Here is a 16,519-nt window from a genome sequence, read left to right on the forward strand (position 1 = left end):
GAAGAAAAGTGGAAATAAGAAGAAAACAGCCCGTATCAGGCTGTTTTTCTTTTTATCAGTGTAGTGGCGACTTCTGTTTTAAGAGGAGGCTGTCCGGGAGCGTTTATAATAGCGGATAACCTTTGGGCCGCTATTTCTCCCATATATTGCTTAGGCACATGTATAGTAGTAAGAGCCGGTTCAATGACACTGGTAAGCGGAAGATTATCAAATCCAATGACAGCGATGTCTTCGGGGATTTTATAACCTTCTTCCTTAAACGCTTTGATGGCCCCGATGGCGATCAGATCGTTATCTGCAAAATAACAGGGAGCGAGTTCTTCATTTGCTTTCAGAATTTCACGCATATCTGCATAGGCGCCCTCTATAGAAGGGGTAAGACGGTGAATAATACTTTTAGAAGCAGACATACCACAGAAACGAATTGCTTTAAAAAATCCAGAAGAGCGTTCTGAAAAATTACTGATTTGATAAGCCGACTGCAGGTAGCCAGGCTGTTTTTTATATTTACGTATAAGATGCATGGCGGCAATGAAAGCACCTTGTATGTTGTTGATGAGGACGCAGTCGCAGGGAAGAGTTTCAAAATAGGCATCCAGAAGAAGTAGAGGACAGGACAGAGAGAGAAAAGGAGCGACATCTTTGGCTTCCATTTCAGTTCCCAGCAAAAGAATGCCGGAACAGTCAGAACCCCGTATGTCGGCAATCTGCTGTTCTATGGCTGCTGCCTCTTCATAGACATAACTGATCTTCAACGCAAGGTTCTGTCGTTTACACTCACGAGATATTCCTTCTGAAAGCTGAGAGAAAAATGGCGTGTCTGCAACAATAGCTCCATACTTTTTATAAATAATGAAATAAATAACATTGGTCAACTGCTGCCTGCGTTCCATGACTCTGGAAAAATCGTAACCATATTTTTCAGCGGTATCTATGACTAGTCGACGGGTCTGTGTACTTACGCCAGGTTTATGATTCAGCGCCATTGAGACGGCTGCTGCTGAAAGATTTAGTTTCTTTGCAAGTTCTTTTGCTGTGATTCCCATAGTTTTCCCCCTTTTTCATAATAATAAGAAAGGATATACCCTGGAGGGCATCCCGCAACACATTCCCTTCGGGAGGGCGGGTTTCACCCGACAAAGTATAAATTTTCCTTTCTTCTAGTATGAAGGATACAGTATAAAAAATCAATAATTAAGCAGATAATTAAGTGAATAATACTTAATTATTGGATGTGATTTAGTTAAACAAACATTATACTAAAATTAGAAATAAATAGTTACGGGATGGTGAGAAAGGAGAATCAGGAAAATGAAAAGAATAAAACTTGGCTATGTACCTACCAGGCGAAGCATTTTCAGTGCACCGGACGCGCTGAAATTTAGAAAGCTGACGGCACAGAAGCTGCAGGAATTGAAAGTAGATTATGTCGATATCACCGATATAAATGAGGAAGGGCTTCTGTATGATGATGCAGATGTGGAAAAAATTGCTGAGAAATTCAGAAGAGAAGGCGTGAACGGGATTTTGCTGGCACACTGCAATTTTGGTACAGAATACGTATGTGCACGTCTTGCAAAAAAAATAGGACTTCCGGTACTTCTCTGGGGACCTCTGGATGAAAGGCCGGAGCCAGATGGAGTCCGTTTAAGAGATACGCAGTGCGGGCTGTTTGCTACAGGAAAGGTATTGCGCAGATTCAGGGTGCCTTTTACCTATCTGACAAACTGCCGTTTAGACGATCCGGTATTTGAACGAGGAATCAGAGATTTTCTGGCGGTCTGTAATGTAGTCAGGACGTTCAGAAATATTAGAATTTTGCAAATCTCTACCCGCCCTTTTGATTTTTGGACAACAATGTGCAATGAAGGAGAGCTGTTAGAGAAATTTAACATACAACTGTCCCCTGTTCCTATGACAGAACTAATAGAAGCAGTAAAAGAGGTAAAGAAAAATAAGGAAAAAATGTTTGCTATGCTCTCTTATATCAGGGAAACAATGGAAATCCAGATTCAGACAGAGGAAGTGGAAACCGTAGCTGCCCTGGCACTGGCAATGAAGAGGCTGATAGAAAAATATGGCTGCCAGGCGGCTGCAATCCAGTGTTGGAATGCTCTGCAGACGGAATTAGGAATTATGCCTTGTGCGGCAAATGCAATTTTAAATGAGCAGGGGATTCCGGTTGTCTGCGAGACAGATATACATGGCGCAATAACAGCGCTTTTAACAGAAGCAGCAGGAATGGGAGAAACAAGAAGTTTCTTTGCGGACTGGACGATACGCCATCCAGATATTGAAAATGGGGAACTTTTGCAGCACTGTGGGCCATGGCCTGTATCTGTGGCGAAAGAAAAGCCAAAACTGACATATCCATTGGCGTTTGAACATCCAGGCAGTCTGACAGCAGAGGCGAAGCATGGAGAAGTGACTCTCTGTCGTTTTGATGGAGACAATGGAGAATATTCACTTCTGCTTGGCAATGCAAAAGGTGTAGACGGCCCCAAAGGCATGGGAACATATCTCTGGGTGGAGGTAGAAAATATCAAACGCCTGGAAGCAAAAATTGTGGAAGGACCGTATATTCACCACTGCGTCGGTATACATAAAAATGTGGTGCCAATTCTCTATGAGGCATGTAAATATATTGGAATAAAGCCAGACCTGTACGATCCAATAGAAGAGCAGGTGAAAGCATATTTACGAGGGGAATGAAAATGCTTGTTGAAAAGAACAGAGAAATTCCAGGAAAGGAAGTAGAAAATATGAATTTAAAAGCATTGGCATACAAGCTTAGAAAAGATACGGTTGATATTATCTGCTCGGGAAAAGCAGGCCATATTGGCGGTGACATGAGTGTGATGGAGATACTTACAGAACTGTATTTTTGCCAGATGAAAATAGATCCGGCAAATCCGGAGGATGAGGAAAGAGATTTGTTTGTTTTAAGCAAAGGACATTCTATGGAGGCATATTATGCGGTACTATCTGAAAAAGGATTTTTGGATAAAGCGGATGTAATGCAACGATTCAGCAAGTTTCAGTCTCCTTATATCGGACATCCGAATAATAAGCTGCCAGGTATTGAGATGAATTCAGGCTCTCTGGGGCATGGCCTGCCTGTATGTGTAGGTATGGCAAAAGCGATAAAAATGGATAAAAAAGACAGGCGCGTTTATGTAGTTATGGGAGACGGTGAGTTGGCGGAAGGTTCTGTATGGGAGGGAGCAATGGCGGCACACCAGTATAAACTGGACAACCTCTGTGCCGTAATAGATCGGAATCGCCTGCAGATTTCCGGAAACACAGAGGAAGTGATGGGACATGACGATTTGCATGAACGTTTCAGAAGCTTTGGATGGCATGTGATCGATGTGAAAGATGGAAATGATATTGATATGCTTCACGAAGCGTTTGAAGAAGCAAAGCAAGTAAAAGGTAAGCCTACAGTAGTGATTGCCAACACCGTAAAGGGAAAGGGTTCTTCGATTATGGAAAACAAGGCGGAATGGCATCATAAGGTTCCGTCTCCGGAACAGTATGAAAGCATTATGAGAGATTTAGATGCGGCAAAGGAGGCTCTTTTGTAAAATGGAAAAAACAGCGAATAAACAAAAAATATGCGAAGTATTATTAGAAGCGGCGCAGAAAGATAAAAATATTGTGGCATTGTGCAGTGATTCCAGAGGAAGCGGTTCCTTTACTCCGTTCGCGGAGAAATTTCCAGAGCAGTTCGTAGAGACGGGTATCGCAGAGCAAAATTTGGTGAGTATCGCCGCGGGCCTGGCTAAGTGTGGAAAAAAGGCATATGCAGTCTCGCCAGCCTGCTTTTTATCTACTAGAAGTTACGAACAATGCAAGATTGATGTAGCGTATTCCAACACAAATGTAAAGTTGATAGGAATTAGTGGCGGAATCAGCTATGGAGCACTGGGGATGAGCCATCATTCTGCACAGGATATCGCAGCAATGAGTGCAATTCCCAATATGAGAGTTTATATTCCAAGCGATCATCTGCAGACAGAAAAACTGATAAAAGCATTGTTAAAAGATGAGAAACCTGCTTATGTCCGTGTAGGCAGAAATGCGGTAGATACGGTATATGAAGAAGAAAACGTACCTTTTGAGATAGATAAAGCGTGTGAGGTGATAAAAGGAGATGCTGTACAGGACGATGTAGCGATTATTGCCTGCGGTGAAATGGTAAAACCGGCAAAGGGTGCTGCGGAAATGTTAAAAAAAGAAGGATATTGCGTATGTGTGCTGGATATGTATTGCGTGAAGCCTTTGGACAAAGAAGCAGTAGTAAAAGCAGCAGGAAAAGCTAAGATAGTTGTAACAGTGGAAGAACATTCTCCTTTTGGAGGACTTGGAGCGATGATTGCTCAGATTGTAGGAAGTGAGTGTCCGAGAAAGGTTATCAATTTATCTCTGCCGGATGCGCCTGTTGTTACAGGAACGTCAAAGGAAGTGTTTGATTACTATGGGTTAAATGCAGAAGGAATTGCGGCAAAGATCAGAGAAACATTATCAGCGATGGAGTGAGAAAAATGCCGGAAAAATATATTATCAGTGTCGATCAAAGTACACAGGGAACAAAAGCGCTGCTTTTTGACGAAAGCGGCGTACTTTTAAAACGTTCGGATCTGTTGCACAGGCAAATTATTAATGAAAAAGGCTGGGTATCGCACGATCCGGAAGAAATTTATCAAAATACAGTATGTGCCGTTAAAAAATTGGTAGAGACATCCGGGATAGATAAAAAGAAAGTGGCGGGACTGGGGATCAGTAATCAAAGGGAAACTTCGCTGATCTGGAAAAAGGAGGATGGCAAAGCACTTGCGGATGCAGTTGTATGGCAATGTGCGAGAAGTACGGAAATTTGCAGCCGTATCGAACAGACACAAGGAACGGCGGAAAAAATCAGAGAACGTACGGGGCTGCACCTTTCTCCTTATTTCCCTGCCTCTAAACTGGCCTGGCTGCTAGAAAATATACCTGGAGCACAGGAGCTGTTAAAAAGGCATGCATTATGTATGGGGACAGTAGATACATGGCTTGTCTACAGACTGACAGAAGGGAGCTCCTATAAAACAGATTATTCGAATGCCTCCAGGACACAACTGTTTAATATTTTCGAATTGAGGTGGGACGAAGATATTTGTCAGATGTTTGGGATAGATAAGGCGGATTTAGCACAGGTCTGTGATTCGGATTCCTGTTTCGGAAAAACGGATTTAGAAGGTTTCTTCCCGACAAAAATTCCGATACACAGTGTTATGGGAGATTCTCATGGCGCGTTGTTTGGTCAGGGCTGCATAAAGCCGGGGATGATCAAGTCTACATATGGAACAGGCTCCTCTATTATGATGAATATAGGAGACAGCCCTGTATTGAGTACGCATGGAGTAGTCACTTCTCTTGCATGGGGGAGAAAAGGAAAAGTTCATTATGTCCTGGAAGGAAATCTGAATTATACAGGCGCTGTGGTAACCTGGTTAAAGGAGGATATGGAACTGCTCACATCCGCGGAGGAGACAGAAATATTCTGCCGGAAAGCAGAACAGAATGATTCCCTGTATTTTGTACCTGCTTTTACAGGATTGGGAGCTCCTTATTGGGACAGCAATGCCAGAGGAATGTTATCTGGAATCACGCGAACAACGAAAAAGGCGGAGATAGTAAGAGCTGGAATAGAATGTATTGCTTACCAGATAGCAGATGTGGTAAATGCCATGAAGCAGGATGCAGATATGGAAATAGGAGAACTGCGCGTGGATGGAGGGCCGACCAGAAATAAGTATTTAATGCAGTTTCAAAGTGACATTTTGCATACAAAGGTTCTGGTACCTGTAGCAGAAGAATTATCCGGGATCGGTGCGGCATATGCCGCTGGAATCGGGCTTGGACTATATACAGAAGATATAGCCGATCATATCGACAGAAAAAAATATATACCACGTATGGAAGAGGAAACACGAACAGCAAAATATAAGGGATGGAAAGCGGCAGTCAGGCGTATATTGACCTGAGATAAATTTTACACGGTACAGGGTATAGAGATGGGGCCTATACCCTTGTGCTGCCGCAAGTATCCTGAAACGGTTCTTTTTGGTGTTGGATGGATTGCCTGTCCACTTGTATTGCTTACCGCATAAAGGTATTGATGACATGCAGGATTCCTTCATCATCATTAGATTTGGTAATAAAATCTGCGGTATCTTTTACAATAGACTGTGCATTTTCCATAGCAACGCCTAAACCGGCATATTCGATCATGGAAACATCGTTATAGCCGTCTCCGCAGCAGATCATCTGTTCAGCGGTCAGACCGATGCTGTTTAACAGCTTCTGGAGGGAATAGGCTTTATCAATATGCTGCGGCATAATTTCCAGGAAAAATGGTTCAGAACGGTAAATATTTAATAGGCCGTGATACCGGGCTTTTAATTTTGGCATACACTGCTCTAAAGCAGCAGGATCTCCGGGAATTAAGAGCTTATTAACCGGAAAAGCAAGGGCAGCAGGAAAATCCTCTACTATGCGTATATCCATTTTATTTATAAAGGATTCTTTCTGCGTATATTCATTTGGAGCAATACCGGAGATAATCGTTTCCGCATCATAAGAAAGAATGTCCAGTCCCGGGAATTCTTGAACAAACTGGTAAATAGGGGCGATTACCTCAGGTGGAAGCGTCTTGTTGTAAATGGCTTCTCCGGTAGAACATTGGGTAATACGGGCTCCGTTGAAGGAGAGAATATAGCTTCCATATTTGTGGAGATCTAACTTTTGGGCAAGGGGAAGTACACCATTGACGGGACGCCCGCTTGCCAGGACAACTTTTTTGCCCATTTTCTGTATTTCCAGAAGTGCTTGGCGTGTAGGTTCAGTAAGTTCTTTTCTGGAGTTTGTCAGGGTACCGTCCAGGTCAAGGACAAGCATCTGATATTCCATAACTATTACCTCATTTCTTTTAATCGTTCAACAATTTCAGGAAATTCCATTCCATGAGAAGCTTTGACAAGAACCGTATCGTTCTTTTTGAGTAGTTTATCTGCATTTTCCAGAAATTCTGCTTTTGTTTTAAAATAGTGTATCTCCATTTCGGAGCATAAAGATGTACGTTCGCCCTGTGCGCCCTTTGCCATGTGCGCAGAGTAATCACCGATACAGATCAGAACCTTGATTCCGGTTTTGGACGCGTAACGTCCTACTTCTGCATGTAGTTCGTTTATTTGAGGGCCGAGTTCAAACATATCTCCTAAAACGGCAACCGTACGTGTATCGGCCCTGGAAAGAACAGAAAGAGAGGACTTCATGGAAGCAGGATTGGCATTATAACAGTCGTCAATGATAGTAAGGTACTCTGTCTGAATCAGATTGTTTCTTCCGGCAAGAGGGACTAAATGTTCAATTCCCTGTATGATTTCTGCATCGTTCATTCCAAGTACACGTCCGACAGCAATGCCTGCCAGGGCATTGTATATCATATGTTTTCCCGGTATGGAGACATGAGCCGTAAAATCAGAATGCGGGGTAAAGAATCTGGCAGATGTGCCGTCCAAGCCATTGTCTTTTATATCTTTTGCATGATAAGGCAGCAAGGCGTCCAGTCCAAAATAGATGGGCGAGATTCCGTTAGAAGGCGAAAAGTTTTTTAGTTTATCGTCATCTCCATTTAAAATAATGGTGCCCTGTGGATTCATATAGTCAAACATTTCTGTCTTAGCCTTTAATATGCCATCCCGCGATTTTAAATTTTCCAGATGGGCGCAGCCGATATTGGTAATCACGCAGATGTCTGGACGAGCGATTTTTGCGAGTCGGCTCATTTCACCGAAGTCGCTGATTCCCATTTCAAGAACGGCGATTTCATGTTCTTCGCGCAGGCGAAAAACAGTCAGAGGAAGCCCGATTTCATTGTTAAAATTCCCCTCCGTCTTTAATACGTTGAATTTTTGAGACAAAATAGACGCAATCATCTCTTTTGTGCTTGTCTTGCCCACACTTCCTGAAATACCCACAACCTTAAGTTGCAAAACACGGCGGTAATATTCTGCCAGATCCTTTAATGCCTGTAAACAGGAGTTCACCAGAATATAGGGGAAGTCTGCATTGTCCAGCTTACGTTCTGATAGAGCACACAGTGCGCCGTTTTTCATTACCTGCGGGATAAAAGTATGTCCGTCCACGCGGGCGCCTTTTATCGCGATGAACAGGCTGTCCCGTTCTACTTTGCGGCTGTCAATTACGACACTGCCAACCTCTCTTATGGCAGCATCAGAACTGCCAAAATAGGTGCCGCCGCAGGCAGCGGCAATTTCTTTTAAAGACATATGTTTCATAAGGATACTCTCCTTTTTCGTTTTTTAAAATTATTTTAACCGATACTTTTGAAAAGCCTTGTCCCGATCCAGGTGTACATCCTTGAAAAACCAGATAATCCAGAGGAGAAACACAGGAATTGCAAGCCATTGGCTGATTAGAGTAAGCGCGGCTCCTGCAAATGCGAGAATTGCAAGCTGAAAATATAGATTGCGGATATCGCGGCTTATGCGCGCGCAGTCATAGTTTTTCTGTTCTTCGGGAGTAAACATATTAAAGCCAGAGACATAACGTGCCATCTTTTCTTTGCCGAAAGCAAATGGAAGAGCTGCAAAGAACATAATAAGTCCCATAAAAATACAGGAGACAGTAGCAATATGTGTTTCGATAAAATGATCCATATTAAAAGCTCCTTTCTTTCCCTTTGCTCTGTAAAGAAGAACGGATCAATATACCCTAAAGGGCATCCCGTAACACATTCCCTCCGGGAGGGCGGGCTTCACCCGATAAGGTATACCGGTCAATGATTACTGTGGGGAATAACGTGTTTCTAAAGATTTCTGGATAATAAGCTCGCACAGGCTTCCATAGTCGATTCCGACTGCACCTGCTTCCTTTGGAAGAAGACTTGCTGGTGTCATTCCAGGAAGCGTGTTCATCTCCAGGCAATAGAGATTACCTTTCTCATCCAAAAGAAAATCAGCTCGGCTGTACACGCTCAGTTTTAAGGCGCGGTAAGCTTTGACGGTCAGCTCTTTCATTTTGTTTTCTATTTCCGGACTGATGTCGGCAGGGCAGACTTCTTCGGAAGCGCCGTCCTGATATTTATTGGCATAGTCGAAAAATCCTGTTTTCGGGATGATTTCAATAGGAGGGAGCGCCTTGCCGTCTATGATGCCGCAGGCAAATTCGCGGCCTTTGATGTAAGGCTCTACAAGAATTTCATCTTCATACCGGAAAGAATTGTTTAATGCTTCTTCATATTCCTTTTCTGTATGTACAATATATACGCCGATGCTAGAACCACCGGAACAAGGTTTTACAACGACAGGAAGAGTGAGTGAAAAACGCGCCAGTGATTTATCGGTGTCATTTTTGTGAAGGCAGCCGCCGGCAGGAGTATCTACTCCGGCCTGTAAAAAGACTTGCTTTGTAAAATCTTTATCCATAGCGACAGCACAGCCGAGAGAGTCTGGGCCGGTATAACGGATTCCGAGCAGATCAAAGGTCGCCTGTAGTTTTCCATTTTCCCCCTCTCCTCCATGCAGGCCGAGGAAGGTAATATCTGCCATGCGGCATAATTCAATGACATTTGGGCCTAAGAAGCAGCTTGATTTGTCTGTGCGGGAAGCCTTAATTGCTTCAATGTCCGGCTCTGTGGTACGGATTCCCTTCGCGATTTCCAGCCCGTGTCCGGGCAGAGAAAAGACGTCCTCCAGATTAGCAGGAGGATTTTCTAAGCCTAAAAATACATCCAGCAGGTAGGCTTCATGTCCTTTTTCTACCAGCGTTTTACAGATTCCGGCGCTGGAGGAGAGGGAGACATCACGCTCCGTACTTAATCCTCCTGCCAGTACAATAATTTTCATAATCACAATCTCCTTTAACTTTCAATCTGTCATTTTTAAGTCAGTAAACATGCAAGCATATGTCTAAACACTCATAGAGTCTAACAATTTCGTTTTTGTGTCATAGAGTTTTTTGGATAGATCCACATATACCTTGTGCGGGTAGAAAAGACGCTTTGTCTCATCCCAGAGAGTCTCTTTTTCCTGCTTACAGTAAGCGGCAATTTCCATGACGGAAGGGGAGGTGTATACACATTCGCCATGGATAAAGACGGGCTTTAAGATTTCTCTCATGGTGTAGCTTCCCCCTGGAAGGCGTGTCTTTTTCCAGGTCGCATTCGGATCAAAAAGCAAGAGCTCTTCCGAAGTATCGTAGGTTTCGTCTACAAAACAGATGAGATCGGCGCGGATCTTTCCTGTTTCTTTATCATAGATTCGATAAATAGTTTTATTTCCTGGATTTGTAATTTTTTCTGTATTTTCTGAAATTTTAATTTTAGGTACAAATTCTCCTTCTTCATTCTGGATTGCGGCAAGCTTATAGACTCCGCCAAAGGAGGGACAATCTTTAGAAGTAATCAGATTGGTTCCTACACCCCAGGAAGTGATCGCGGCTCCCTGCATTTTCAAGTCATGGATGAGAAGCTCATCTAGGTCATTGGAAGCGGCGATAACAGCGTCGGGAAAACCTGCCTCATCCAACATTTTACGTGCTTTCTTGGAGAGATATGCAAGATCTCCGCTGTCCAGGCGAATACCGTAGCTTTTGGGCTTTATTCCGGCGTCTTTCATCTCTTTAAATACCCGTATCGCATTGGGAACACCAGATTTTAAAGTATCATAGGTGTCCACCAGAAGGGTACAGGAGTCTGGATATAACCGCGCGTATTCTTTAAAAGCAGTGTATTCATCTTTAAAACTCATAATCCAACTGTGGGCGTGTGTCCCCATGACCGGAACGTTGAACATTTTTCCGGCAAGGACATTGGAAGTTCCTACACAGCCGCCGATCATAGCAGCGCGCGCTCCGTAGAGTCCGGCGTCCGGCCCCTGGGCACGTCTCAAACCAAACTCCATAATACCGTCTCCCTGCGCGGCAAAGACAACACGCGCGGTTTTTGTAGCAATCAGGCACTGATGATTGATGATGTTCAGGATAGCAGTTTCGACAAGCTGCGCTTCCATGATAGGCGCAATTACTTTTATGATAGGCTCCTTGGGGAAGATTACAGTTCCTTCAGGAATGGCATAGATATTTCCGCTGAAATGAAATCCGCTTAGATAGTGTAGAAAATCCTCGCTGAAAATACCGAGCTTTCTTAAGTAGTCTACATCTTCATAAGAAAAATGTAGATTTTTAATATATTCAATTACCTGTTCCAGCCCCGCCATTATGGAATAACCGCCTTTATTCGGGTTCTCACGGAAAAATACATCGAAAATAACCGTTTCATTTTCCTGGGTTTCAAAATAGCCCTGCATCATAGTCAGCTCATACAGGTCTGTCAGTAGTGTCAGATTATGCGCACTCATAGTTCTCTCCTTTTTTATAAACCAGCCTGCCCTGGCAGGACAGACGCTCAATTAACAGGGAGTCACATAGTTACTGCGGCTTAGCCCTTGACGCATATTATAGCATATGTAAAGAAAAAGTAAAAGAAAAAGGAAGGAGGGAAGAAGGAGATTCGTAACAGTTCAGCCCGCGCCATTCGTAAAACCGCACTGCGTGCTTATCGTGGCTGTCGCCACCGTTTTACTCATTGATGGGCGCTTAAGCTCATACAGATGTACGCTCGCAAAAATATGCAAGCATGTTTTATGCTTCCCGCACACTGTATGGCTGAACTGTTCTGCAAAGAAAATTTTAATGATATATATCTTTCCAAAAGAAATAACTGTCATTCAGCGTTTTATCCAGATTTTCAAAGTCGCGGTTCTCAATGACATTCATCAGCTTTAAATGCGTGTCTATTAAATATTGTGCGTCTCCACTTTGAATGACCTTTTGGATTGTCTTTGCGCGGGAATCCTTTGTCAGCTCTACGACAAGAGAATTAATAAGCTGAATCAGGGAATTACGGGTTGCCTTTGCTATTTCATCGTGAAATGCAATGTCGGCGAGCAAAATCGCATCTGTATTTTCCGGGGTGTTTTTTAAAAGATTTACCAGCTTGTCACAACAATTTTTCATAGAGTAAAGCTCTTCTTTTGTCATATCTTTTTCAAGAATGATATGCATAATTCCGTTTTCTATCATTTTCCGCAAATCTACGAGATCGTTGTAAGCACTCTCCTTTTGGAGAATAATGTGGTAGAGCATGGGATTGATCATTTTGGCGGAGAAATCCGTACATACGAAGGTACCTTCAGGGCGTCTGATTTCCAGTACGCCGTAGGCGACAAGAATCCGGACGGCTTCCCGTACAGAATTACGGCCAACTTGAAACAGAGAGGCAAGCTCTGGCTCTGTAGGAAGCTTATCCCCGGGCTTTAATTCTCCGCTGATAATCGCATTGCTGATTCTGTCAATTACTAATTGTACGACGGAAGTGCTGTATATAGGCGCCAGAAAACGCTTTTCGTGTTCCATATATGTAAACCTCCAAAGTAAATAAACTACCAGTATCTATTTAGCATTATAACAGCTTTTAAGAAAAAAGACATAGGGGAAAATAATAAACATGGGATTTAGGGATGTTGCACAAAAATCATAATCAATAAATGTTGAGATTTCATAAATCGTAAAAATTATATAAAAATCTATTGAATTTTAAGGCAATGATTTATATAATACAAACAACATCCAACGTAGGATGTTGAAAAAACAAAAAGGCACGATTACGTCGTGCAAAATTTTTTGAGATTAAACATCCTATGTTAGGATGTTGGAAAGGCGGAAGAAATGCAAGAGGTATCAGTTGAAAAATTAAAAGAACAGGCAAAAGAACTTAGAAAGACGGCATTGACTATGATCTATAAAGCGCAGTCAGGACATCCGGGGGGCTCAATGTCAGCGGCAGACATTGTGACAGCACTGTATTTTCGGGAAATGAATATCCGTCCGGAAGAACCAAAGTGGGAGGAAAGAGACAGATTTGTTTTGTCCAAAGGCCATGTGTGTCCGATTTTGTATTCAGCTCTGGCGGTGAAAGGATACTTTGACAAAGAAATTTTAGGGACGTTAAGGAAACAAGGTTCTATTTTACAAGGGCATCCAGATATGAAAAAGTGTCCGGGCATTGACATCAGCACCGGCTCTCTGGGACAGGGAGTTTCCTGCGCGACGGGCATGGCGCTTGCAGGTAAAAGAGATAAGAAAGACTACAGAGTATTTACGCTGGCAGGCGATGGAGAATGTCAGGAAGGACAGGTGTGGGAAGCGGCTGAGACAGCGGCGAAATATAAGCTGGATAATCTGATTGTATTTGTAGATAATAACCGGCTGCAAAATGACGGAACCTGTGAAGACATCATGCCGACACAGGATTTAAAAGAAAAGTTTGCGGCGTTTGGATTCGAGGCATACCGCATTAACGGGCATGTGATGGAAGAAATCATAGATGTACTTGACATGGTGAGAATACATAAGAATGGAAAGCCCAAAGCGATTATCTGCAATACAGTGAAAGGAAAAGGCATTTCCTTTATGGAAAACGTTCCGGTATGGCATGGGCAGGCGCCGGATGAACAACAATATAAAAAAGCAATGGAAGATTTGGAAAGGGGTTTTGAAGCATGAACGGGAAAGCATTAAGAGAGGCATTTGGAGATGAGATGTTGGAATTGGGAAAAGAAAACCCAGATATTTATATCGTAGATGCAGATGTCGGAAAATCATGTAAAACACTGGCTTTTGCCTCCGCATACCCGAACCAGCACGTCAACGTCGGGATCGCGGAACAGAATGCCTGCGGAGTGGCGGCAGGACTTGCGACAACGGGAAAGATTCCTTTTATCAGCACCTATGCTGTATTCGGGTCTATGAGAATGTCCGAACAGATACGGCAGGAAATCTGTTATCCAAAGTTGAATGTGAAGATCGCCTGCTCACATGGAGGGCTGACTCCGGCAAATGACGGGGCAAGCCACCAGTCTATCGAGGATATGGGGATTATGCGGACACTTCCGAATATGACCGTAATCATGGGAGCAGATTATTATGCCACGAGAAATTTAATCAGAAAAGCGGCAGAATATGAAGGGCCGGTGTATCTGCGTTTTACAAGAGACGCGATACCATTTGTATATGATGAAACGATCGAATTGGAGATTGGCAAAGCACATCAGATACAAGAGGGGAAGGATATAGCTATTATTGCAAATGGAGATACAGTCTGCATTGCAAAAGAGGCGGCAGAAATACTGGAGACGAAAGGAATACACGTACGGCTTCTGGATATGCACACGATTAAACCGCTGGACAAAGAGGCGGTAGAAAAGTGTGTGAAGGAAATCGGAAAGATGATCACCGTAGAAGATCACAATATTCTCAATGGTCTGGGCAGTGCGGTGTGTGAGGTGACAGCAGAACTTGGCAGGGGAATCGTCCGCAGAATCGGCGTGCAGGATCAGTTTGGACAGTCGGCGCCTTATGAAGAGCTGTTGAAAATAAATGGGATTACAACAGAAAATATTATCCGGACAGCAGAAGAGCTCTGCCGGTAGAAAGGAGGAAAATACAGTGAAGATAGGGTTTGTAGGACTAGGAAACATGGGGTATAATATGGTTCACAACCTGTTGAAAAACGGCTTTGAAGTATATACATATGATGTGTTTGAGGAAGCTGTAAAACGGACGGAAAAAATTGGAGCATATGGAGCAAAAACACTAAAAGAACTGGGAAACACCGCGGATGTTGTTTTTGTTATGGTTATGAACTTTAAACAGGTACATAGCGTCGTGTTCGGGGAGAATGGAAACGGGGAAGGACTGGCAGATTCTATGGCGCCAGGGAAGATACTGGTTGTGTCCAGCACTGTGTCGCCGGAACAGACAAGAGAAGTTGCAGAAGCGGTGGAAAAGCGTGGAATCGCGTATATGGACTGTCCTGTCAGCGGCGGGAAAACTGGGGCGATAGACGGAAGGCTGATTATGATGGCCGCTGGAAAAAAAGAAATTTTTCTGAAAATACAAAAAGTTTTGGAAGCAATGGGAAGGAACAATACCTACCATGTCAGTGAAAAAATCGGCAATGGGCAGGTTATGAAAAGCATCAACCAAGTGATGATAGCAACGGGGATGGCAATTGTATCAGAGGCGGTCACAATGGCAGTAAAATCAGGGCTAAAACCAGAGCAGATATACGAGGTGATCTCAAAATGTACAGGATGCAATGATGTATTTAGAGATAAGCTGCCGTTGATTATGAAAAGAGACTTTACCCCTAGGGGGCCGGTGGATATTTTTATCAAAGACTTATCGATTGCTTTGGATATAGGCAAAGAAGTAAAAAGCCCAATGTTTGTGAGTGCTCTTGTAAAACAAATTTTTACTTGGAGCAGCGCGTGCGGATACGGGCAGGACGATCTGGGCGCTCTGATAAGAAGCTATGAGGATTGCGCGAAGATTGAAATAAAGGGAGAAGAAATCTGAAATAGAGAAAAATAATAATCATATAGGAAGAGATAGGAGGCGCTTTAGTTTGAAATTGGTAAAATTAATGAATAAAATACCTGGCGGAATCATGGTAATTCCTTTGCTGGCAGGCGTGATAATCAATACGTTTATTCCGGACGCATTGCAGATCGGCGGAGCTACAACAGGACTTTTAAAAGATGGAACAAATTGTCTCATGGGACTCTTTTTGATTTGCTGCGGGGCGTCTATCAGCTTTAAACAGGTTGGCGCGCCACTGTATAAAGGCGCCCTTCTGACAGTATTAAAGTTTGTGATCGGAGTAGCGATAGGCTGGGGTGTACAAATGGTATTTGGACCGGAAGGTTTCCTTGGACTGACACCGGTTGTTTTGATAGCGGTGTTGACAAATTCTTCAGGTTCAATCTATGCGACACTGGCGGCGAGATTTGGAGATTCTACAGACGTAGGCGCGGTCTCTGTTTTGTCGGTGAATGACGGGCCATTTCTTACGATGGTGGCATTAGGAGCCACAGGAATGTCAGATATTCCGTTTCTGACTTTACTGGCAACCATATTGCCTATCATCATTGGAGTTGTATGGGGAAATCTGGATAAAGATTTTAAAGAAATGGCGGAAAAGGCGCTTCCATTTATTATTATTTTCTTCTCTTTTGTACTCGGAGCCGGAATGAGCTTCATCACTGTAATAGAAGCAGGTGTCGCAGGAATTTTACTTGGAATTCTGGTACTGTTTTTCTCTGGTTTCCTTGTAAATCTGATTTATTGTCTAATATTGAGAAAACGGACGGCAGTAGGAGCCGCTGCTGGAACGGCAGCAGGAAATTCGGTGGCAACACCGGCGGCGATTGCGGCAGCAGATCCGAGTTTTGCCCCGTATGCAAATGCTGCGACAGCACAGTGTTCGGCGGCATGTGTGGTAACCGCTATTTTGTGTCCGGTTATGGTGGCATTTCTGGATAAAAGGATTAAGAAAAAAATGGAAAAAGAAGTGAAAACAAAAATAGAAGAAAAATAAACCAGAGATTTT

14 protein-coding genes and 1 pseudogene are annotated in these 16,519 nt (G+C 43.3%); 8 read left to right on the top strand and 7 right to left on the bottom strand.

Translation table 11 applies throughout. The features are described from left to right. Positions 1-35: 35 nt before the first annotated feature. The gene (locus ACZ5C4_RS01885; protein ID WP_464519568.1) at positions 36-1,046 is read right to left on the bottom strand and encodes a LacI family DNA-binding transcriptional regulator; all 1,011 of its coding nucleotides are present in this window, start codon (positions 1,044-1,046) and stop codon (positions 36-38) included. Between the two features lie 265 nt (positions 1,047-1,311). On the opposite strand from ACZ5C4_RS01885, the gene ACZ5C4_RS01890 reads away from it, so the two are divergent. The 4 genes from ACZ5C4_RS01890 to ACZ5C4_RS01905 are packed head-to-tail and all read left to right on the top strand — an operon-like array spanning position 1,312 to position 6,029. Further along, on the top strand, positions 1,312-2,712 hold the full coding sequence (locus ACZ5C4_RS01890; protein WP_464519569.1) for an L-fucose/L-arabinose isomerase family protein: 1,401 nt from the start codon (positions 1,312-1,314) through the stop codon (positions 2,710-2,712). 2 nt (positions 2,713-2,714) lie between these two features. After that, on the top strand, positions 2,715-3,587 hold the full coding sequence (locus tag ACZ5C4_RS01895; protein WP_464519570.1) for a transketolase: 873 nt from the start codon (positions 2,715-2,717) through the stop codon (positions 3,585-3,587). Between the two features lies 1 nt (position 3,588). Continuing rightward, positions 3,589-4,542 (top strand): transketolase family protein, encoded by a 954-nt coding sequence (locus ACZ5C4_RS01900; protein ID WP_464519571.1) that lies wholly within the window; start codon positions 3,589-3,591, stop codon positions 4,540-4,542. 5 nt (positions 4,543-4,547) lie between these two features. After that, positions 4,548-6,029 (top strand): FGGY-family carbohydrate kinase, encoded by a 1,482-nt coding sequence (locus tag ACZ5C4_RS01905; RefSeq protein ID WP_464519572.1) that lies wholly within the window; start codon positions 4,548-4,550, stop codon positions 6,027-6,029. Between the two features lie 115 nt (positions 6,030-6,144). Here ACZ5C4_RS01905 and ACZ5C4_RS01910 read toward each other — a convergent pair whose 3' ends face one another. From ACZ5C4_RS01910 to ACZ5C4_RS01935, 6 genes are all read right to left on the bottom strand, one after another. After that, on the bottom strand, positions 6,145-6,954 hold the full coding sequence (locus ACZ5C4_RS01910; RefSeq protein WP_464519573.1) for a Cof-type HAD-IIB family hydrolase: 810 nt from the start codon (positions 6,952-6,954) through the stop codon (positions 6,145-6,147). A 5-nt stretch (positions 6,955-6,959) separates the two neighbouring features. Then, a complete protein-coding gene (locus ACZ5C4_RS01915; RefSeq protein WP_464519574.1) occupies positions 6,960-8,345 on the bottom strand; it encodes a UDP-N-acetylmuramoyl-tripeptide--D-alanyl-D-alanine ligase in 1,386 nt (461 codons plus the stop codon). Positions 8,346-8,375: 30 nt separating this feature from the next. Beyond that, positions 8,376-8,726, bottom strand: a complete 351-nt coding sequence (locus tag ACZ5C4_RS01920; RefSeq protein WP_464519575.1) for a DUF3784 domain-containing protein — start codon at positions 8,724-8,726, stop codon at positions 8,376-8,378. Positions 8,727-8,852: 126 nt separating this feature from the next. Next, the gene (locus ACZ5C4_RS01925) at positions 8,853-9,914 is read right to left on the bottom strand and encodes a D-alanine--D-alanine ligase family protein (protein WP_464519576.1); all 1,062 of its coding nucleotides are present in this window, start codon (positions 9,912-9,914) and stop codon (positions 8,853-8,855) included. A gap of 63 nt (positions 9,915-9,977) precedes the next feature. Beyond that, positions 9,978-11,426 (bottom strand): nicotinate phosphoribosyltransferase, encoded by a 1,449-nt coding sequence (locus tag ACZ5C4_RS01930; RefSeq protein WP_464519577.1) that lies wholly within the window; start codon positions 11,424-11,426, stop codon positions 9,978-9,980. Positions 11,427-11,757: 331 nt separating this feature from the next. Next, on the bottom strand, positions 11,758-12,483 hold the full coding sequence (locus tag ACZ5C4_RS01935; RefSeq protein ID WP_464519578.1) for a FadR/GntR family transcriptional regulator: 726 nt from the start codon (positions 12,481-12,483) through the stop codon (positions 11,758-11,760). 309 nt (positions 12,484-12,792) lie between these two features. Between ACZ5C4_RS01935 and ACZ5C4_RS01940 the strand changes: the two are divergent. The 4 genes and pseudogenes from ACZ5C4_RS01940 to ACZ5C4_RS01955 form a co-directional block, all read left to right on the top strand. Beyond that, positions 12,793-13,632 (top strand): annotated as a pseudogene (locus ACZ5C4_RS01940) (transketolase); the annotation flags it as partial. Beyond that, the gene (locus tag ACZ5C4_RS01945) at positions 13,629-14,558 is read left to right on the top strand and encodes a transketolase family protein (RefSeq protein WP_464519579.1); all 930 of its coding nucleotides are present in this window, start codon (positions 13,629-13,631) and stop codon (positions 14,556-14,558) included. The pseudogene ACZ5C4_RS01940 and the gene ACZ5C4_RS01945, both read left to right, overlap by 4 nt. 16 nt (positions 14,559-14,574) lie before the next feature. Further along, positions 14,575-15,486: an NAD(P)-dependent oxidoreductase gene (locus ACZ5C4_RS01950; protein WP_464519580.1), complete on the top strand. Its 912-nt coding sequence runs from the start codon at positions 14,575-14,577 to the stop codon at positions 15,484-15,486. Between the two features lie 49 nt (positions 15,487-15,535). Continuing rightward, positions 15,536-16,507: a 2-keto-3-deoxygluconate permease gene (locus tag ACZ5C4_RS01955; protein WP_464519581.1), complete on the top strand. Its 972-nt coding sequence runs from the start codon at positions 15,536-15,538 to the stop codon at positions 16,505-16,507. Positions 16,508-16,519: the final 12 nt, after the last annotated feature.

Source organism: Mediterraneibacter flintii (assembly GCF_055387595.1).